The organism is Maritimibacter sp. HL-12, assembly GCF_900177545.1.
Lineage (GTDB): Bacteria > Pseudomonadota > Alphaproteobacteria > Rhodobacterales > Rhodobacteraceae > Sinisalibacter.
In genome coordinates this window covers 2,016,766-2,033,923 of sequence record NZ_FXBQ01000001.1, presented here as the reverse complement: position 1 = coordinate 2,033,923, position 17,158 = coordinate 2,016,766, and the positions used below count along the sequence as shown (strand labels likewise).

Below are 17,158 nucleotides of genomic sequence, written 5' to 3'. Positions count from 1 at the left end.
ACGCCCCCTTGCTTCAGAACAGTTTACTGCGCGACCTTGTAGAGGTCTTTCGAATACCAGTTCTGTTCCACGTTCTGCACCGGCCACGAGCCGGAGATCTCCGGGCTCATCATGTAGACCCCGGCATAGTGGTAGATCGGGATGATCGGCATTTCTTCCGCGATGATCTCTTCAACCCGGGTGTAGTTGGCCTGCGGGTCTTCCATCGACTTCGCCTCGGCAAGCAGCTCGTCGACCTCGGCGTTGGAATAGTCCGCGTCGTTGTAGCCCGAGTTGGTCTGAACCAGATCGAGGAAGGTCGAGGCTTCGTTGTAGTCACCGCACCAGGCGCCGCGCGCGATCTCGAAATCGTGGTTGCCACGGGTTTCGAGGAAGGTCTGCCACTCCTGGTTTTCCAGCGTCACGTCAACGCCCAGCGTCTGTTTCCACATCTGGCTCACGGCGATGGCGACCTTCCGGTGCGCCTCGTCGGTGTTGTAGAGGTAGCTGAACGAAAGCGGGTTGTCGGGGCCATAGCCCGCTTCGGCCAGAAGTTCCTTGGCCTTGGCATTGCGCTCTTCCTGGGTCCAGGTCGAGTACTCGGTCTCCGGTTGTTCAAAGCCGGCGGTTGCCGCCGGGGTGAAGGTATAGGCCGGGAACTGCCCGCCCTGCAGCACGTTTTCAACGATGATGTCGCGGTCGATGGCATAGGACAGCGCCTGGCGCACCCGCACGTCCTTGGTGGATTCGGGGCCGTCCTCGGACAGGTTGAAGTTGAAGTAGTAGTTGCACAGGCGCGGGAAGCTCAGCGCGGTGTCCGGGTATTCTTCCTTCAGCGCCGGATACTGGCCCGCAGGCACTTCCGTGCGGTCAAGCTCGCCAGCGAGGAAACGGGTCAGCGCCACGTTCTCGTCGTTGATCACCAGCGCCTCGACCCTGTCGATCACGGTATTCTCGTTGTCCCAGTACATCTCGTTGCGCTCGCGCACCGACCGCTCCTGCGGCACGTGCTCGGTCAGAACGTAGGCACCGTTGGAAACGATGTTCTCGGGCTTGATCCAGTCGGCACCATGCTCGTCGATCACCCATTTCGGGCTCGGGAAGGTGGAGGCATGGGTGGTGGTGAGCGGGAAGTAGGCCATCGGGCTCGCGAGCGTCACCTCAAGCGTGTGATCGTCGATCGCCTTGACGCCGAGATCTTCCAGCGGCGCTTCGCCGGCCATCACCGGCCCGGCGTTGGCAAGGCCCATGACCTCGACATACCACTGGTAGGGCGAGGCGTTTTCCGGGTCGGCGAGGCGCTGCCAGCCATAGACGAAATCATGCGCCGTCACCGGGTTGCCATCCGACCACTTGGCCTCGGGGCGCAGGGTGAAGGTGTAGGTCAGACGGTCATCCGACACGCTGTGCGAAAGGGCAACACCGGGCACGAGGTTGCCATCTGCGTCCTGGTTGTAGAGGCCTTCAAACAGGTCGCGCACGATCTCCGAGCCAGAAACGTCTTCAACGATCTGCGGGTCAACCGAGCTGTGCTCGTCGAGCACGCGGTAGGTGAAGGTCTGGTCGTCGGCAAGCGCAACGCCCTCGGGGGCAGCGGCGAGCGCCGGCGAGGCGAAGGCCAGCGCCGAGGCCATCAGGATCGATTTTGTGGATACATTCATAATTCGTGACTCCTCTCTGTTAGTCGGGTCACACGCGCGCGGGGCGTGTTAAATGAGGCAAAAGGACTCAGCCGTATCGCGCACGCGGATGGTGCATCGTAGCCCCAGCGAAGCGGTTGACTCAACTCTTTCAGCGACGGAATCAGATTCCCCCGATTTTTGCCCCAATACATTGGCAAACTTGCATTTTTTCGGCGTTTTGCGGAATGTTCGGGCAATGCCATGACGCAGCGTCACGGCCCCGGGTTTGACCTTTCGGTAAATCTTGCCATTCGCCCGCCCCCATGCGACCCTCGCGCAAGGCAACCGCGCTTGGGAGGACAAGGTGCAACGCGAAAGCGACGCGAGCGTGACGGACAGGTCGGCGGGCACGCAACTGCCGCAGACCATCGAGGCGCGCAATCCCGGCATGGCGCTCGACATGGACTGGGTGATGTCGGCCCAGGCCAACCGCTCGGCGATTGAACGGCGGGCAGGCTCGATCGCCGCGCGCCGATCGCTGAAAAAAGATCACCAGGCGGCCTGGCTCCTGAAGGCAATCACCATGATCGACCTCACCACGCTGGCGGGCGACGACACCCCCGGCCGGGTGCGCCGCCTCTGCGCCAAGGCCCGCCAACCGGTGCGGCAAGATCTGCTCGACGCGCTCGGCGTCGGCCCGATCAACACCGGCGCGGTCTGCGTCTATCACGAGATGGTGCCCACCGCCGTCGAGGCGCTGGCAGGCTCCGGCATCCCCGTCGCCGCCGTCTCCACCGGCTTCCCGGCCGGGCTCAGCCCCTACCGGCTGCGCATCTTGGAGATCGGTGAAAGCGTCAAGGCCGGAGCACGCGAGATCGACATCGTGATCAGCCGCCGCCACGTGCTCACCGGCGACTGGCAGGCGCTCTACGACGAGGTGCGCGAGATGCGCCGCGAATGCGGCGACGCTCACATCAAGACGATCCTCGCCACCGGCGAGCTTGGCAGCTTGCGCAACGTCGCCCGCGCCTCGCTGGTCTGCATGATGGCGGGGGCCGATTTCATCAAGACCTCCACCGGCAAGGAAAGCGTGAACGCCACCCTGCCGGTCTCCCTCGTGATGATGCGCGCGATCCGCGACTATTTCGAGCGCACCGGCATCCGCATCGGTTACAAACCTGCGGGCGGCATCTCGAAGGCGAAGGATGCGCTGGTGTATCTGTCGCTGCTCAAGGAAGAACTGGGCGACGACTGGCTCACCCCCCACCTCTTCCGCTTCGGCGCCTCCTCGCTGCTCGGCGACATCGAACGCCAGCTCGAACACCACGTCACCGGCCAGTATTCCGCCCTCTGGCGGCACGCGATGGGATAACGCCATGACCGTCAAGGACATCTTGGAAACCATGGACTGGGGGCCGGCCCCCGAAAGCGATACCGAGGCGCAAGGCTGGCTGGAGAAGCATGGCCGCCGCTTCGGCCTGTTCATCGACGGGCACTGGACGGAGCCGGGCGAGACCTTCGAAAGCCGTAACCCGGGCAATGGCGAAGTGCTCGCCCATGTCACCCAGGCCGGGGCCGACGAGGTTGACGCCGCCGTGCGCGCCGCCCGCCGGGCGCAGCCGAAATGGGCGAAGCTCAGTGGCCACCAGCGTGCGCGCCACCTCTACGCGCTGGCCCGCCTCGTGCAGAAACACGCCCGGCTTTTTTCCGTGCTCGAAACCCTCGACAACGGCAAGCCGATCCGCGAGAGCCGCGATATCGACGTGCCGCTGGTGGCGCGGCATTTCTACTATCACGCCGGGATGGCCCAGCTACAGGACGCAGAACTGCCCGACCGTGAGGCGCTTGGCGTCGCCGGGCAGATCATCCCGTGGAACTTCCCGCTGCTGATGCTGGCCTGGAAGGTGGCCCCCGCCATCGCCATGGGCAACACGGTGGTGTTGAAACCGGCCGAATACACCTCGCTCACCGCGCTGCTCTTTGCCGAGATCTGCACCGAGGCCGGGCTGCCGCGCGGCGTGGTCAACATCGTCACCGGCGACGGGCGGGTGGGCGAAGCGATCACCGCGCATGAAAACATCGACAAGATCGCCTTCACCGGGTCCACCGAGGTGGGGCGGATTATCCGCAAGGCCACCGCCGGCACCGGCAAGAGCCTCACGCTCGAACTGGGCGGGAAAAGCCCCTACATCGTCTTTGATGATGCCGACATCGACAGCGCCATCGAGGGGCTGGTCGATGCGATCTGGTTTAACCAGGGCCAGGTGTGTTGCGCCGGATCGCGGCTCGTGGTGCAGGAAGGCATCGCCGAGCGGTTCCACGCCAAGCTCAAGGCCCGGATGGCGAAGCTGCGCATCGGCGACCCGCTCGACAAGTCGATCGACGTGGGCGCGCTCGTTGACCGGGTGCAACTCGACCGCGTGCAGCACCTCGTCGACGAAGGCAAGGGCGCGGGCGAGATCTACCAGACGCCTTGCACCTTGCCCAACCGCGGCTTTTACTACCCGCCCACGCTGATCACCGGCCTGTCGCCCTCCGACACGCTGATGCAGGAGGAAATCTTCGGGCCGGTGCTCGTGTCTACCACCTTCCGCACCCCCGCCGAAGCGGTGGAGATCGCCAACAACACCCGCTACGGCCTCGCCGCCACGCTCTGGAGCGAAAACATCAACCTCGCGCTCGACGTGGCCCCGAAGCTGGCGGCGGGCGTGGTCTGGATCAACACCACCAACGCCTTCGACGCGGCGGCGGGCTTCGGCGGCGTGCGTGAATCCGGCTTCGGACGCGAAGGGGGCTGGGAAGGGTTGCTGGCCTATACCAGGCCAAAGGGCAAAACCAGGCCGCTCACGCCGATCACCGCCTTCCCCGCCCCGGCGCAGGCGAAGGTCGACGAGCTTGACCGCACAGCCAAGCTCTACATCGGCGGCAAGCAGGCCCGGCCCGACGGCGGCTATACGCGGGCAATCTGGTCGCCGAAGGGCGCGCTCCTTGGGCACGCGGGGCTGGCCAACCGCAAGGATGCGCGCAACGCCGTAGAGGCCGCCCGCGCGGCCACCGGCTGGGCCAAGGCCAGCGCGCACCTGCGCGCGCAGGTGCTGTATTACATCGGCGAGAACCTTGCCGCCCGCGCGGACGAATTCGCCAAGCGGATCGACCTGATGACCGGCAAACGCGGCGGCGCTGCGGAAGTTGAAAAGAGCGTCGAGCGGTTGTTCAGCTATGCCGCGTGGGCCGACAAGTTCGACGGCGCGGCCAAACCTGTGCCCCTGCGCGGCACCGCGCTGGCCACGCATGAGCCAGTCGGCGTGATCGCCGCTTTCTGCCCCGACGAGGCCCCGCTGCTCGGGCTGGTCTCGCTGATGGCCCCCGCCATCGCGATGGGAAACCGGGTGGTGCTTGCCGCCTCCCAGCCCTTCCCGCTTGCAGCCACCGACTTCTACCAAGTGCTCGACACCTCGGATGTGCCGCCAGGCGTGGTCAACATTCTCACCGGTTTCCACAACGACCTTGCGGGAACGCTTGCCGGGCACCTCGATGTCGATGCGGTTTGGGCGCAATCGGGTGCGGATATTTCGGCGCTGGTCGAACACGAGAGCGCGGGCAACCTCAAGCGCACATGGGTGAACAACGCGGCGGCGCGCGACTGGTTCAATGCCGAAAGCGAGGGTCGGGAATTCCTGCGCCACGCCACCGAGGTGAAGACCACATGGATCCCTTGGGGCGAGTAGGCCCCGGGCGGGCATCGGTCTTGCTTTCGGCGGCTCCCGGGGAGCTGGTCAGAGCAGCTTGTATTCCTGCGCGCGCTGGATCGCCTCGGCCGTGGTGCGCACGAACAACCGATCACGCGCGGAGCGCAGCCGGGCCTTGAGCGCCGACTCGGAGATCCCGAGCAACGCCGCCGCCTCGGCGTGGCGGTTGCCCTGCGCGATCAGGCGCAGGGCCATGCGCTGTGCGGGGGTCAGCTGTTCGGGGGGCTCGGAGGCCGCGTGGAGTTGTCTGACGATCTCGCTGATCCGCGCAATCTCGTCATCGCGGAATTCCCGGTCAGCGCGTGCGAACCCGCCGATGGTGCGCGACGATGTTGGCCCATGGGCCACCGCCACGCCATAGGTGAGCCCGTGTTCCCGTGCCTGGCCGATGATGTCATGCGGATCGGGCAACTGGATCTCCGACCAGCGGATCGCGCCGTCATTGCCGAACCCCCAGAACACCATCGGGTCGGCCAGCATGTAGCCACGCTCGGTATAAATCTCGGTCCAGCGCGGATCGTAGGTTTGAATCATCAGGTGGGCGGAGGCAAACCGGATGTGAAGCCCGAGGGCGTAGCCCTTGGGTGCAAGGTCGGAGAGCTGAGCCAGCCCCCGATCCATTCCGAGCGTATCGGTCATGCGCGTCCTTCACTTCCTGCCCTGATACCCGGGGCACCGGTTCGGCCCTCGACGCCATTGACAACTCTAGATTGTTTCGTCGCCGCGCTTCAACCCACATTGCCACGAAGCCTTGCCTCTACGCAAAGAATTGCTGACGAGACCAGGTTTCGGTGCGCAACACAGGAAAGGCTCCGCGCCAGTCAGCGCGGAGCCCCTAAAGCCGTCAATTTCTGAAGATCAATCTTCGTCGTAGCCAGCAGCATCCTCGGCCGCGACGCGCGCCTTGTCGCCCGCGCCCTTGGCGCTCTCGTCACGATCGACAAGTTCGATGATCGCCATCGGTGCCATGTCCCCGTAGCGGAAACCGGCTTTGAGCACCCGGGTATATCCGCCGTTGCGTTCGGCATAGCGGGGCCCGAGAACCTCGAAAAGCTTGGCGACGTAGGCATCCTGCTTGAGCTGAGCCCCGGCCTGGCGACGGGCGTGCAGGTCGCCGCGCTTGCCGAGCGTGATCAGCTTGTCGACGATGCGCTTGAGCTCTTTCGCTTTCGGCAGGGTGGTCTTGATCTGTTCGTGTTCGATGAGCGAACCGGCCATGTTGGCGAACAGGGCCTTGCGGTGCTCATGGGTGCGGTTGAGGCGACGATAGCCTTTCGCGTGACGCATTTTCTTCTCCTTCGCGTTTATGCTTTGTCTGGCCGGCGATGCGTGTCACCGACTCTCCTTGGGGCTGTAGTGCCCGGTTTTTTGCCGGTCTGCCAGATGTCGGCAAAACGTATGGCAAACGTCGGTCGGCTTGGGCCGCCCGACGCGTTTCTCAGAACTGGTCTTCGAACTTCTTGGCCAGATCCTCGATGTTTTCCGGCGGCCATTCCTCGACGTCCATGCCGAGGTGCAGGCCCATGCCCGAGAGCACTTCCTTGATCTCGTTGAGCGACTTGCGGCCGAAGTTCGGGGTGCGGAGCATCTCGGCTTCGGTCTTCTGGATCAGGTCGCCGATGTAGACGATGTTGTCGTTCTTGAGGCAGTTGGCCGACCGCACCGAAAGTTCCAGTTCGTCGACCTTCTTGAGCAGCAGCGGGTTGAATTCCAGCCCGTCGTCCTCGGCCTCGCGGCCCGCCGATTCCGGCTCGTCGAAGTTCACGAAGATCGAAAGCTGGTCCTGGATGATCCGCGCGGCATAGGCCACGGCATCGTCGGGGCTGATCGAACCGTCGGTTTCGATTTTCATTGTCAGCTTGTCATAGTCCAGCACCTGGCCCTCTCGAGTGGGCTGCACTTCATACGAAACCTTTTTGACCGGCGAATAAATCGCGTCGATCGGGATCAATCCGATCGGGGCGTCTTCCGGCCGGTTCTTGTCGGCGGCGACATAGCCCTTGCCGGTGTTGACGGAAAATTCCATGAACAGGTCGGCACCTTCGTCGAGGTGGCAGATCACGTGATCCTTGTTGAGGATCTCGATACCCGCGCTCTCGGAAATGTCGCCCGCGGTCACAACCATCGGCCCCTTGGCCGAGACGGAAAGCCGCTTTGGGCCTTCCACTTCCATGCGGATCGCCACGCCCTTGAGGTTGAGCACGATATCGGTGACGTCTTCACGCACACCGGCGACCGAGGAAAACTCGTGCAGCACGTTGTCGATCTGCACGGAGGTGATGGCAGCGCCCTGAAGGCTCGACATCAGCACGCGGCGCAGCGCGTTGCCGAGAGTGAGGCCGAAGCCACGCTCCAGCGGTTCGGCGACGACGGTGGCCTGACGCGCGGGATCGTTGCCCGGCTTCACGTCGAGTTGCGTCGGCTTGATCAGTTCAGCCCAGTTCTTGTGGATCATGCGTCCCTCCATACCTGCTCTGCCCCATGTCCAAAAGGCAGAACGCCCGAGGTTCAAAATGACGGACTCGGGCCGCGGGAATCCCCGGGCCCGAGCGATAGAATTGCTTACACCCGGCGACGTTTCGGCGGGCGGCAGCCGTTGTGGGCGATCGGGGTCACGTCGCGGATCGAGGTGATGTTGAACCCCACCGCGGCGAGCGCGCGCAGCGCCGATTCCCGGCCCGAACCCGGGCCCTGAACCTCGACCTCGAGGGTCTTCACACCGTGTTCCTGCGCCTTCTTGCCAGCGTCTTCGGCGGCCATCTGGGCGGCGTAAGGAGTCGATTTGCGCGACCCTTTGAAGCCCATCGTGCCCGCCGACGACCAGGCAATCGCGTTGCCCTGCACGTCGGAGATCAGGATCTTGGTGTTGTTGAACGAGGAGTTCACATGCGCCACACCGGCGGCGATGTTCTTGCGTTCCTTGCGCTTGGGTGCGCGTTTATCACGAGCCATCTGTCTTGCCTCCCCTTATTTCTTCTTGCCGGCGATTGCTTTCGCCGGACCTTTGCGCGTGCGCGCATTGGTGTGGGTGCGCTGACCGCGCACGGGGAGATTGCGGCGATGGCGCAGGCCACGGTAGCAACCAAGGTCCATCAGACGCTTGATGTTCATCTGCACTTCGCGGCGCAGGTCGCCTTCCACGAGGCAATTCGCGTCGATGTGTTCACGAATGGCGAGGACTTCCGCATCGCTCAACTCGTTGACGCGGCGGGCGGTGTCGATGTTCACGGCTTCGCAGATCTGTTTCGCGGTGCTGTGACCGATTCCGGTGATGTAGGTGAGGGCGATCGGGACGCGCTTGTGCGTCGGGATGTTCACGCCGGCAATACGTGCCAAGTCTGTCTTCCTTTCGTTGCGGACCCGTAGCCCCAGGTCCTTTTTTCACAACGTAAGCCCGCCGGGGTCATCCCTGCGGGCCGCAGCTGAATTATGGTCTGGCGTGGTTCGGAGTGCGCAACCCCTTGCAGCGCCGATTCCCTTGCGGGATGGGGTGCTTTAGTAGGGATTGGCGTTGGCGTCAAGGGCCAGCGGGGCACCGGTGCCAAGGCTGGCACCGCGCCCCCTTTTCAGCCCAGCACGGCGGCGATTCCGGCCGCCACTTCGTCGATCTCGCCGAGCCCGTTGACCGGCCTGAGATCGCCCTTGGCGTAGTAGTAGCCGATCAGCGGCGAGGTTTTCTTGTAGTATTCCATGAGCCGGGTGCGAAGGCTCTCCTCGTTGTCGTCGGCCCGACGCTTGAACTCGGTGCCACCGCAATTGGCGCACTTGCCGTCGGCCGGGATCGGCTTGGTGATATCGTTGTAGACCTCGCCACAGGAGGCGCAGGTTGACCGCGCGGTGATCCGCTGCACCAGGGCTTCGTCGTCAACCTGCATCTCGATCACCGCGTCGAGCCGGGTGTTGTGGCGCTCGAGCAGCGCGCCGAGCGCGTCGGCCTGGGCGAGCGTGCGCGGGAAGCCGTCGAAGATGAAGCCGCCGCCGTGATCGCCTTCGAGCTTTTCCTCGATCAGCCCGATCACGATCTCGTCGGTCACGAGTTGGCCCGCGTCCATGATCGCGGCAACCTTGTTGCCCATCTCGGTGCCCGAGGAACGCGCTTCGCGCAGCATGTCGCCAGTGGAGAGCTGGATCATGCCGCGCTCGTTTTCAAGTTTGCGGGCTTGCGTGCCCTTGCCCGCGCCGGGCGGTCCCAGGAGAATGATGTTCATCGGCGGGCGGGCCCCTTCTTTGTGGTCTTGGTCTTGCCGCGCTTGCCGCGCAGCTGCGATTTCTCGATCAGGCCTTCATACTGGTAGGCCAGCAGGTGCGATTGAACCTGGTTCATCGTGTCCATCGCCACCGAAACGACGATCAGCACCGAGGTGCCGCCGAAGTAGAACGGGATCGACCATTGCGACCGCACCACTTCCGGCATCAGGCAGACCGCGGCGAGGTAGATCGAGCCGAGCGTAAGGACCCGCACGAGCACGTAATCGAGGTATTCCGCGGTTTTCTTGCCGGGGCGGATGCCGGGCACGAAACCGTTCTGGTTTTTCAGGTTGTCGGCGACCTCATCGACCTTGAAGCTCACTTCGCGGGCGTAGAAGAAGGTGAAGAAGATGATCATGCCGGCGTAGAACAGAAGGTAGAGCGGCTGGCCGGGGCCGAAATAGGCCATCACCGTCGACATCACCGGGCCCTGCTGGCCGGTGTTGAAGGTGGAGATCGTGGTCGGCAGCAGCAGGAGGGCAGAGGCGAAGATCGCCGGGATCACGCCCGCGGGGTTGACCTTGATCGGCAGGTGCGAGGAGCCGCCGTCGTAAACCTTCATCCCGACCTGGCGGCGCGGATACTGGATGTGGATCTTGCGCAGCGCGCGCTCCATGAACACCACGAAACCGATCACCGCCACCAGCATCACCAGCACCGCGACGATCACCACCGGGCTGATCGCGCCGGAGCGGCCCTGGCTGAGGAACTGGGCGGCGGCCGACGGGATTTCCGCAACGATGCCCACGAAGATGATCAGCGAGATGCCGTTGCCGATGCCGCGCGCGGTGATCTGCTCGCCGAGCCACATCAGGAACATCGTGCCGCCGACCAGCGTGATCACGGCGGAGGCGACGAAAAACATGCCGGGGTTGGTGGCCAGATCGCCCGCCTGCAGCGAATTGGCGAGCGCGAAGGCCTGCCCGGTGGCAAGCACCACGGTGCCGTAGCGGGTATACTGGTTGATCTTGCGGCGGCCCTGCTCGCCTTCCTTGCGCATCTGCTTCCACGGCTCATACATCGTGGCGACGAGCTGGACGATGATCGAGGCCGAGATATAGGGCATGATGCCGAGCGCGAAGACGCCCATCCGCCCGAGCGCGCCGCCGGTGAACATCGACAGGATGCCGCCGATGCCCGCTTGCGCCTGCTCCATGAAATCGCGCAGTGCCGAGGCGTCGATCCCCGGCACCGGGATATAGGTGCCGATCCGGTAGATGATGAGCAGGCCGATGGTGAAGAAGATGCGCTGGCGCAACTCGGTGGCTTTGCCAAGGGCGCCCCAGGAGATGTTCGACGCCATTTGTTCCGCTGCAGATGCCATGAGGCCCCCTGTTCGTGCAAGCGCCGCCGAGGTCGATCCCCGACCCGGCGGCGCTGGAAATCATCTGCTCATGTAAGGGGCAAAACCGCCCCCCACAAGCGCTTACTCGGCCGCCGGGGTCGCCACGGTGAGCGAACCGCCCGCCTTTTCCACGGCCTCGATGGCCGATTTGGAGGCACCGGTGACGCTGAGCTTGAGCTTGGCGGTGACGTCGCCCTTGGCAAGCACGCGCACACCGTCGAGCTTGCGGCGGATGATGCCGGTTTCCAGCAGGACGTCTTCGGTGATCTCGCCCTTGGCGTCGAGCTTGCCGGCGTCGATGAATTTCTGGATCAGCCCGAGGTTCACCACGGCGAACTTCTTGCGGTTGGGCTTGTTGAAGCCACGCTTGGGCAGGCGCATGTAGAGCGGCATCTGGCCGCCCTCGTAGCCGGCGATGGCCACACCCGAACGGGATTTCTGGCCCTTGATGCCGCGCCCGGCGGTCTTGCCCTTGCCAGAGCCGGGGCCACGGCCGATGCGCTTGGCTTTTTTGGTTGCGCCGGGATTGTCGCGCAGTTCGTTGAGTTTCATGTCGCTTCTCCTTTGCCGGAAATGCCCCCGAAGCGAATGGGCAAACGCGGCGTTTCTTGGTTGGTCGAGTCGGACCCTTTGCGGTCCACCGGGGGCGTATAGACGCTCGCGCAGGTGGGATCAAGAGGGGCGCAAGGTTGACAGCCGGGGGTCTCGGCCCCACGATTTTGGTCCATCTGCCAAGGGGAGTGTGCCGATGGACCTGCTGAACCTGCAAAACCCGGTTTTCGTCACCTACGCGATCGCCGCCGCGCTCGGGGTGCTCAAGGTGATGGGGCAAGGCTGGATGACGGTTTATCGCATGATGAAAGTGAACGCAGGTTACGCCAGCCCCGAAGACCTGCGAGCCGGCCCGATCAACCGATCCCCCTCCCCCGAACAACTCGAAGTGAACGACTATGTTGATCGCTCGCGGCGGATGCACCGCAACGATCTGGAGAACATCCCGGCGTTCTGGGTGGCGGGGCTGCTGTTCGTGCTGACCGCCCCGCCGCTCTGGCTGGCGCAGGTGCTGATGTTCGGCTTCGTTGGGGCCCGCGCGCTGCACGCACTGGCCTATGCCACGAAGCGGAGCCACGAGGTGCGGGCGACGTTCTACACGGTGGGGTCGGTGATCGTGGTGGTGATGGCGGTGTGGGTGTTGTGGGCGGTGGTGGGGTAGGGTGCGGATGAAGGCGCAGCGTCGGCTTGCTTGGGGTCTTACCCAATCGGGGCGGGTCACAAGAGGCGCATGGATTTTCGGTTTCGATCTGTGCACGCTCGGTCCGGCCCGCCGGCTTCACAGCGGGTGCTTGACACCGATCAACGCGACGTGACGCGCCCGGCCTCATACTCGCAAGTATGGAGGCATTGATGTCGATCAGGCACCTTTACACCGCGGGCATTCTTGCCCCTTTCGTCTACCTGTTCACCGTGCTGATCGGCGGAAGACTGCAACCCGACCATGCGCATCTGTCCGATCCCGTCAGCCTGCTCGGCGCGCCGGGCAGCGCAGGGCTGGCCTGGGTCGTCGGCGGCTGGACCGCGACCGGGCTGCTCTATGCGCTCATGGGGGTCGGTCTCTGGCGCGACCCTGCCGGTCTCGGGCGCCGTGTGGCGGCCCTGATCGTCGCGACCGGCCTGATCATGGCGGTGATTGCCTTGGCCTTTCCAATGGACCCGCCCGGCGCCCCGTTATCAGGCATCGGACTTGGGCACATCGTTCTGGTTGGCGCGTCGGCAGTGTTGCTGATCGCCGCGATCATCTTGTCTGCGCGGCGCGCGCCCAGCCGGTTCGAGCGCCGCGCCGGCATCGGCGGCCTTGGACTGATGCTGGCAGGCGGGATCGGGGCGGGAGCCGCCGCGGCGGCAAGCGTTCCTCTCGTCGGGCTGTTCGAGATCGTGACCCAGACAGGCTATCACCTCTGGCTGTTCGCACTGGCCGTTGCCGGCTGGAAGAGAACATCTGCCAGGTCAGCCCCCCTTGAAGTGCAGAAACGCCCCGGCCAGTCCTGACCGGGGCGCTCCAATTCTCTCGCGGGGTGGCGGGGTTCACCCCGCCCTACGCAGGCCGGGGTTCAGCCCGGCATCCGTTCAGCCGCGCTCTTCGATGATTTCCACGAGGTGCGAGATCTTGGCCACCATGCCGCGGATGGCGGGGGTGTCTTCGAGCTCGCGGGTGCGGTGCATCTTGTTCAGCCCAAGGCCCTTCAGCGTGGCACGCTGGATGGCGGGGCGGCGGATCGGGGAGCCGATCTGTTTGACAACGATGGTTTTCGCCATGGTCTTTCTCCTCAGGCCTCGGCCGTTTCGGCCTCGGGGGCCGCGTCCTTGTGGCCAAGAATGTCGGCCACCTTCTTGCCGCGGCGCTGGGCCACGGAGCGGGGGCTGGCTTCCTTCTTGAGGCCGTCGAGCGTGGCGCGGATCATGTTGTAGGGGTTCTGCGAACCGATCGACTTCGACACCACGTCCTTGATGCCGAGCATCTCGAACACCGCGCGCATCGGGCCACCGGCGATAATGCCGGTGCCTTCCGGGGCGGTGCGCAGCACGACGCGGCCGGCACCGTGGCGGCCCTCGATATCGTGGTGCAGGGTGCGGCCTTCCTTGAGCGGAATGCGGATCATCGCGCGCTTGGCGCTCTCGGTGGCCTTGCGGATCGCCTCGGGCACCTCTTTCGCCTTGCCCTTGCCGAAGCCGACACGACCCTTCTGATCGCCCACGACGACGAGCGCTGCAAAGCCGAAGCGCTTGCCGCCCTTCACGGTTTTCGAGACCCGGTTGATCGCGACGAGGCGATCGGCGAACTCGGGGGTTTCGTCACGGTCGCGGCGCGGGCCGCGGCGGTTTTCACGTTCTGCCATCAGGCATTCCTTTCGTCGTGGTGCGCATCGCACCGATTGTTGCCAACCCAGGTGAGGCTTTGCTCCCGGGTCATCGGGAGGGCGGCAGGCGCCCCCCTCGGTTCGTGTGCGCCGCGCCCCGCCGGGGCGCGGGCCTTGCTCAGAACTTCAGCCCACCCTCGCGGGCGGCGTCGGCGAGCGCCTTGACCTTGCCGTGGAACAGAAAGCCGCCACGGTCGAAGTAGCATTCCTCCACCTTGGCCTTCTTCGCCCGCTCGGCCAGCGCGGCACCGACCTTGGCGGCGGCTTCCACGTTGTTCTTGCCGGTCATGCCGAGGTCTTTCTCGAGCGACGAAGCGGCGGCGACGGTGACGCCGTTCACATCGTCGATGAGCTGGGCGGAGATGTTCTTGTTCGAGCGGTGCACGGTGAGGCGCAGTTTGCCCGAGTTGGTTTTCCGCAACCGGTTGCGAACGCGCAGGCGGCGCTTCACGAACAGGTCTCGTTTGCTGTTTGCCATTTTTCGCGTCCTTACTTCTTCTTGCCTTCCTTGCGGAAGATATACTCGCCCTTGTAGCGGATGCCCTTGCCCTTGTAGGGTTCCGGCGCGCGCCATTCGCGGATGTTGGCCGCGACCTGGCCGACGAGCTGCTGGTCGATCCCCTCGACGACGATCTCGGTGTTCTTCGGCGAGGTGATCGTCACGCCTTCGGGGGTTTCAAAATTGACTTCGTGACTGTAGCCGAGGTTCAGCTTGAGCACGTTGCCCTGGATCTGGGCACGATAGCCGACGCCGGTGATTTCCAGCTCTTTCTTGAAGCCTTCTGACACGCCGGTGACGAGGTTCTGCACCATCGTGCGGCTCATGCCCCACTGCTGGCGCGCGCGCTTCGAACTGCCGCGCGGGGTCACGTTGACCGCGCTCTCCTCCACCGCGATGGTGACATCGTCGGTCGCGGTGAAGCTGCGGGTGCCTTTCGGGCCCTTGACCTCGATGGTCTGGCCCGAAACGGTCGCGCTCACGCCCGAGGGCAGATCGACCGGTTTTTTCCCAATACGAGACATCTGGCCCTCCTTAGAATACGGTGCAGAGCACTTCGCCGCCAACATTGGCCGCGCGTGCGTTGGCATCCGACATCACGCCTTTCGGCGTGGAGACGATCGAGACGCCGAGGCCCTGACGGACCTGCGGGATCTCCTTGGAGCCCATGTAGACACGACGGCCCGGCTTGGAGACGCGCTTGACTTCGCGGATCACCGGGGTGCCGTCGTAATACTTGAGCGCGATTTCCAGCGTCGGGTGGCCGTTGGCATCGGTGCCGCTTTCGTAACCGCGGATGTAGCCTTCGTCCGCCAGCACGTCGAGCACCCAGGCGCGCAGCTTGGAGGCCGGCGTGGAGACGTTGGACTTGCCGCGCATCTGGGCGTTGCGGATGCGGGTGAGCATATCGCCGATAGGATCGTTCATCTTTCTCTCCTTACCAGCTCGACTTCACGAGGCCCGGGATCTGACCGTGCGAGCCAAGCTCGCGCAGCGCGATCCGGCTGACCTTGAGTTTGCGGTAGTAGGCGTGCGGACGGCCGGTGAGCTGGCACCGGTTGTGCAGCCGCGTGGCCGACGAGTTGCGCGGCAGTTTCGCCAGTTTCAGAGAGGCGCGGAAGCGCTCCTCCATCGGGCGATCCTGGTCGTTGATGATTTCCTTGAGGGCAGCGCGCCGGGTGGCATACTGATCCACCAGTTTCTGACGCTTGGCCTCGCGAGCGATCATGGATTTCTTAGCCATCTATCAAATTCCTCCGGCCAATCAGCTGTTGAAGGGCATGTTGAAGAGCTTCAACAGCGCCTTGGCTTCCGCGTCGGTCTTCGCGTTGGTGGCGATCACGATGTCCAGGCCCCAGACCTCGTCGACCTTGTCGAAGTCGATTTCGGGGAAGACGATGTGTTCCTTCATGCCCATGGCGTAGTTGCCACGGCCATCGAAGGAATTGCCCGGAATGCCGCGGAAGTCGCGAATACGCGGCATCGCGATGGTGATCAGGCGATCGAGGAATTCATACATCCGGTCACCGCGGAGCGTGACCTTGGCACCGAGCGGCATGCCCTCACGAACGCGAAAGCCGGCGATCGACTTCTTGGCCTTGGTCACAACGGCCAACTGGCCGGCGATCTTGGTCAGATCTTCCTGCGCCGACTTGGCTTTCTTGGTGTCCTTCACAGCCTCGGTGCCGCAGCCGATGTTCAGCACGATCTTTTCGAGGCGCGGGATCTGCATGTCGTTCTTGTAGCCGAACTCTTCCTTGAGCGCGGGGCGGATCTGCTCCTTGAAGAGCGTCTTCAGGCGCGGGGTATAGGTCGCAGCGTCGAGCATCAGATCGCATCTCCCGTGGTCTTGGCGAAACGCACCTTCTGGTCGCCGTCCATGCGGAAGCCGACGCGGGTTGCCTTGCCGTTCTTGTCCAGAAGCGCCAGGTTCGACAATTCGATCGGCATCGCCTTCGGGATCCGGCCGCCCTGGCTTGTCTGGGTTTGCTTGGTGTGACGGATGGCCATGTTGACGCCATCCACGATCGCCTTGCCGTCCTTGGGCATCACGCGGGAGATTTCACCCTGCTTGCCCTTGTCCTTGCCGGCGAGCACGACAACCTTGTCGCCCTTTTTCAGTTTCGCAGCCATCAGAGCACCTCCGGAGCCAGCGAGATGATCTTCATGAAGTTCTTCGCGCGCAACTCGCGAACCACCGGCCCGAAGATACGGGTGCCGATCGGCTCGTTGTTGTTGTTGAGGATCACGGCGGCGTTGCGATCGAAGCGGATCGCGGTGCCATCTTCGCGGCGCACTTCCTTGGCGGTGCGAACGACGACGGCCTTGCGCACGTCGCCTTTTTTCACGCGGCCGCGCGGGATGGCTTCCTTCACCGAGACGACGATGATGTCGCCGACGGAGGCGTATCTACGCTTGGAACCACCCAGGACCTTGATGCACTGAACCCGGCGTGCGCCGGAGTTGTCAGCTACATCCAGATTGGTCTGCATCTGGATCATGTGGTTTCTCCTGACCTTTGGGGTAACGACCCCATGGTTTCGATCAAACCGGGTTGTGAACCCCGCCTCAGGCGGTGATCACCTCCCAGCGCTTGGTTTTCGACTTCGGCGCGCATTCCTGGATGCGCACGGCGTCACCGGCCTTGAACGTGTTGTTCTCGTCATGGGCGCGGTATTTCTTGGTCGAGCGGACCGTTTTCTTCAGCAGCGGGTGCTTGAAGCGGCGCTCGACGAGCACGGTCACGGTCTGGGCGTTGGCGTCCGAGGTCACGGTGCCGTTCAGGATACGTTTGGGCATCT

23 protein-coding genes are annotated in these 17,158 nt (G+C 64.1%); 4 read left to right on the top strand and 19 right to left on the bottom strand.

The genetic code is table 11. The features are described 5' to 3' along the window. Positions 1-23: 23 nt before the first annotated feature. Positions 24-1,613, bottom strand: a complete 1,590-nt coding sequence (locus B9Y97_RS10215; protein ID WP_217809475.1) for a peptide ABC transporter substrate-binding protein — start codon at positions 1,611-1,613, stop codon at positions 24-26. A gap of 352 nt (positions 1,614-1,965) precedes the next feature. Between B9Y97_RS10215 and deoC the strand changes: the two genes are divergently transcribed. Continuing rightward, complete coding sequence (deoC, locus tag B9Y97_RS10210) at positions 1,966-2,973, top strand: deoxyribose-phosphate aldolase (RefSeq protein ID WP_254900894.1); 1,008 nt, start codon at positions 1,966-1,968, stop codon at positions 2,971-2,973. A 4-nt stretch (positions 2,974-2,977) separates the two neighbouring features. Then, a complete protein-coding gene (locus B9Y97_RS10205; protein WP_085526634.1) occupies positions 2,978-5,329 on the top strand; it encodes an aldehyde dehydrogenase family protein in 2,352 nt (783 codons plus the stop codon). Between the two features lie 48 nt (positions 5,330-5,377). Here B9Y97_RS10205 and B9Y97_RS10200 read toward each other — a convergent pair whose 3' ends face one another. The 8 genes from B9Y97_RS10200 to rplO form a co-directional block, all read right to left on the bottom strand. Then, entirely contained in the window at positions 5,378-5,989 is a 612-nt protein-coding gene (locus B9Y97_RS10200) for a helix-turn-helix transcriptional regulator (protein ID WP_085526633.1), read from the bottom strand. A 219-nt stretch (positions 5,990-6,208) separates the two neighbouring features. Continuing rightward, positions 6,209-6,637, bottom strand: coding sequence for a 50S ribosomal protein L17 (gene rplQ, locus B9Y97_RS10195; protein WP_085526632.1), 429 nt, complete (start codon positions 6,635-6,637; stop codon positions 6,209-6,211). 151 nt (positions 6,638-6,788) lie between these two features. Then, positions 6,789-7,805 carry a DNA-directed RNA polymerase subunit alpha gene (locus B9Y97_RS10190; protein ID WP_085528206.1) on the bottom strand — a complete coding sequence of 339 codons (1,017 nt, stop codon included), beginning with the start codon at positions 7,803-7,805 and terminating at the stop codon, positions 6,789-6,791. 107 nt (positions 7,806-7,912) lie between these two features. Further along, positions 7,913-8,302: a 30S ribosomal protein S11 gene (rpsK, locus tag B9Y97_RS10185; RefSeq protein WP_085526631.1), complete on the bottom strand. Its 390-nt coding sequence runs from the start codon at positions 8,300-8,302 to the stop codon at positions 7,913-7,915. Positions 8,303-8,317: 15 nt separating this feature from the next. Beyond that, entirely contained in the window at positions 8,318-8,686 is a 369-nt protein-coding gene (gene rpsM / locus B9Y97_RS10180; RefSeq protein ID WP_085526630.1) for a 30S ribosomal protein S13, read from the bottom strand. Positions 8,687-8,916: 230 nt separating this feature from the next. Next, positions 8,917-9,558, bottom strand: coding sequence for an adenylate kinase (locus B9Y97_RS10175; RefSeq protein WP_085526629.1), 642 nt, complete (start codon positions 9,556-9,558; stop codon positions 8,917-8,919). Continuing rightward, a complete protein-coding gene (gene secY / locus B9Y97_RS10170) occupies positions 9,555-10,922 on the bottom strand; it encodes a preprotein translocase subunit SecY (RefSeq protein ID WP_085526628.1) in 1,368 nt (455 codons plus the stop codon). The genes B9Y97_RS10175 and secY overlap by 4 nt, the downstream gene beginning before the upstream one ends. Positions 10,923-11,024: 102 nt before the next feature. Further along, entirely contained in the window at positions 11,025-11,495 is a 471-nt protein-coding gene (gene rplO / locus B9Y97_RS10165) for a 50S ribosomal protein L15 (RefSeq protein ID WP_085526627.1), read from the bottom strand. A 196-nt stretch (positions 11,496-11,691) separates the two neighbouring features. On the opposite strand from rplO, the gene B9Y97_RS10160 reads away from it, so the two are divergent. Continuing rightward, positions 11,692-12,156: an MAPEG family protein gene (locus B9Y97_RS10160; RefSeq protein ID WP_085526626.1), complete on the top strand. Its 465-nt coding sequence runs from the start codon at positions 11,692-11,694 to the stop codon at positions 12,154-12,156. A gap of 191 nt (positions 12,157-12,347) precedes the next feature. Continuing rightward, the gene (locus B9Y97_RS10155; RefSeq protein WP_176224342.1) at positions 12,348-12,989 is read left to right on the top strand and encodes a DUF998 domain-containing protein; all 642 of its coding nucleotides are present in this window, start codon (positions 12,348-12,350) and stop codon (positions 12,987-12,989) included. A gap of 78 nt (positions 12,990-13,067) precedes the next feature. On the opposite strand, the gene rpmD is transcribed toward B9Y97_RS10155, so the two are convergent. The 10 genes from rpmD to rpsQ all read right to left on the bottom strand — a co-directional run bounded on the left by rpmD (position 13,068) and on the right by rpsQ (position 17,156). Continuing rightward, a complete protein-coding gene (rpmD, locus tag B9Y97_RS10150; RefSeq protein WP_085526624.1) occupies positions 13,068-13,256 on the bottom strand; it encodes a 50S ribosomal protein L30 in 189 nt (62 codons plus the stop codon). A gap of 11 nt (positions 13,257-13,267) precedes the next feature. Next, a complete protein-coding gene (gene rpsE, locus B9Y97_RS10145; protein ID WP_085526623.1) occupies positions 13,268-13,837 on the bottom strand; it encodes a 30S ribosomal protein S5 in 570 nt (189 codons plus the stop codon). 139 nt (positions 13,838-13,976) lie between these two features. After that, on the bottom strand, positions 13,977-14,336 hold the full coding sequence (rplR, locus tag B9Y97_RS10140; protein WP_085526622.1) for a 50S ribosomal protein L18: 360 nt from the start codon (positions 14,334-14,336) through the stop codon (positions 13,977-13,979). Between the two features lie 11 nt (positions 14,337-14,347). Next, a complete protein-coding gene (gene rplF, locus B9Y97_RS10135) occupies positions 14,348-14,881 on the bottom strand; it encodes a 50S ribosomal protein L6 (RefSeq protein ID WP_085526621.1) in 534 nt (177 codons plus the stop codon). A 10-nt stretch (positions 14,882-14,891) separates the two neighbouring features. After that, positions 14,892-15,284, bottom strand: coding sequence for a 30S ribosomal protein S8 (gene rpsH, locus B9Y97_RS10130; protein WP_085526620.1), 393 nt, complete (start codon positions 15,282-15,284; stop codon positions 14,892-14,894). Positions 15,285-15,294: 10 nt separating this feature from the next. Further along, a complete protein-coding gene (gene rpsN, locus B9Y97_RS10125) occupies positions 15,295-15,600 on the bottom strand; it encodes a 30S ribosomal protein S14 (RefSeq protein WP_085526619.1) in 306 nt (101 codons plus the stop codon). A 21-nt stretch (positions 15,601-15,621) separates the two neighbouring features. Next, positions 15,622-16,185: a 50S ribosomal protein L5 gene (rplE, locus tag B9Y97_RS10120; protein ID WP_085526618.1), complete on the bottom strand. Its 564-nt coding sequence runs from the start codon at positions 16,183-16,185 to the stop codon at positions 15,622-15,624. Next, the gene (gene rplX / locus B9Y97_RS10115; RefSeq protein ID WP_085526617.1) at positions 16,185-16,490 is read right to left on the bottom strand and encodes a 50S ribosomal protein L24; all 306 of its coding nucleotides are present in this window, start codon (positions 16,488-16,490) and stop codon (positions 16,185-16,187) included. The genes rplE and rplX overlap by 1 nt, the downstream gene beginning before the upstream one ends. After that, positions 16,490-16,858, bottom strand: a complete 369-nt coding sequence (gene rplN / locus B9Y97_RS10110; RefSeq protein WP_085526616.1) for a 50S ribosomal protein L14 — start codon at positions 16,856-16,858, stop codon at positions 16,490-16,492. The genes rplX and rplN overlap by 1 nt, the downstream gene beginning before the upstream one ends. Positions 16,859-16,925: 67 nt before the next feature. Continuing rightward, entirely contained in the window at positions 16,926-17,156 is a 231-nt protein-coding gene (rpsQ, locus tag B9Y97_RS10105) for a 30S ribosomal protein S17 (RefSeq protein ID WP_085526615.1), read from the bottom strand. Between the last annotated feature and the right edge of the window lie 2 nt (positions 17,157-17,158).

Bases quoted from the DNA above. Each gene is read 5' to 3' on its own strand.
- rpsN (WP_085526619.1), bottom strand. From the start codon at position 15,600: ATGGCTAAGAAATCCATGATCGCTCGCGAGGCCAAGCGTCAGAAACTG.
- rplN (WP_085526616.1), bottom strand. From the start codon at position 16,858: ATGATCCAGATGCAGACCAATCTGGATGTAGCTGACAACTCCGGCGCA.
- B9Y97_RS10175 (WP_085526629.1), bottom strand. From the start codon at position 9,558: ATGAACATCATTCTCCTGGGACCGCCCGGCGCGGGCAAGGGCACGCAA.
- B9Y97_RS10190 (WP_085528206.1), bottom strand. From the start codon at position 7,805: ATGATCCACAAGAACTGGGCTGAACTGATCAAGCCGACGCAACTCGAC.
- rplF (WP_085526621.1), bottom strand. From the start codon at position 14,881: ATGTCTCGTATTGGGAAAAAACCGGTCGATCTGCCCTCGGGCGTGAGC.
- rpsH (WP_085526620.1), bottom strand. From the start codon at position 15,284: ATGAACGATCCTATCGGCGATATGCTCACCCGCATCCGCAACGCCCAG.
- B9Y97_RS10215 (WP_217809475.1), bottom strand. From the start codon at position 1,613: ATGGCCTCGGCGCTGGCCTTCGCCTCGCCGGCGCTCGCCGCTGCCCCC.
- rpmD (WP_085526624.1), bottom strand. From the start codon at position 13,256: ATGGCGAAAACCATCGTTGTCAAACAGATCGGCTCCCCGATCCGCCGC.
- rplX (WP_085526617.1), bottom strand. From the start codon at position 16,490: ATGGCTGCGAAACTGAAAAAGGGCGACAAGGTTGTCGTGCTCGCCGGC.
- B9Y97_RS10200 (WP_085526633.1), bottom strand. From the start codon at position 5,989: ATGACCGATACGCTCGGAATGGATCGGGGGCTGGCTCAGCTCTCCGAC.
- rpsQ (WP_085526615.1), bottom strand. From the start codon at position 17,156: ATGCCCAAACGTATCCTGAACGGCACCGTGACCTCGGACGCCAACGCC.
- rplE (WP_085526618.1), bottom strand. From the start codon at position 16,185: ATGCTCGACGCTGCGACCTATACCCCGCGCCTGAAGACGCTCTTCAAG.
- secY (WP_085526628.1), bottom strand. From the start codon at position 10,922: ATGGCATCTGCAGCGGAACAAATGGCGTCGAACATCTCCTGGGGCGCC.
- rpsE (WP_085526623.1), bottom strand. From the start codon at position 13,837: ATGGCAGAACGTGAAAACCGCCGCGGCCCGCGCCGCGACCGTGACGAA.
- rplO (WP_085526627.1), bottom strand. From the start codon at position 11,495: ATGAAACTCAACGAACTGCGCGACAATCCCGGCGCAACCAAAAAAGCC.
- B9Y97_RS10205 (WP_085526634.1), top strand. From the start codon at position 2,978: ATGACCGTCAAGGACATCTTGGAAACCATGGACTGGGGGCCGGCCCCC.
- rpsK (WP_085526631.1), bottom strand. From the start codon at position 8,302: ATGGCTCGTGATAAACGCGCACCCAAGCGCAAGGAACGCAAGAACATC.
- rplR (WP_085526622.1), bottom strand. From the start codon at position 14,336: ATGGCAAACAGCAAACGAGACCTGTTCGTGAAGCGCCGCCTGCGCGTT.
- rplQ (WP_085526632.1), bottom strand. From the start codon at position 6,637: ATGCGTCACGCGAAAGGCTATCGTCGCCTCAACCGCACCCATGAGCAC.
- B9Y97_RS10160 (WP_085526626.1), top strand. From the start codon at position 11,692: ATGGACCTGCTGAACCTGCAAAACCCGGTTTTCGTCACCTACGCGATC.
- B9Y97_RS10155 (WP_176224342.1), top strand. From the start codon at position 12,348: ATGTCGATCAGGCACCTTTACACCGCGGGCATTCTTGCCCCTTTCGTC.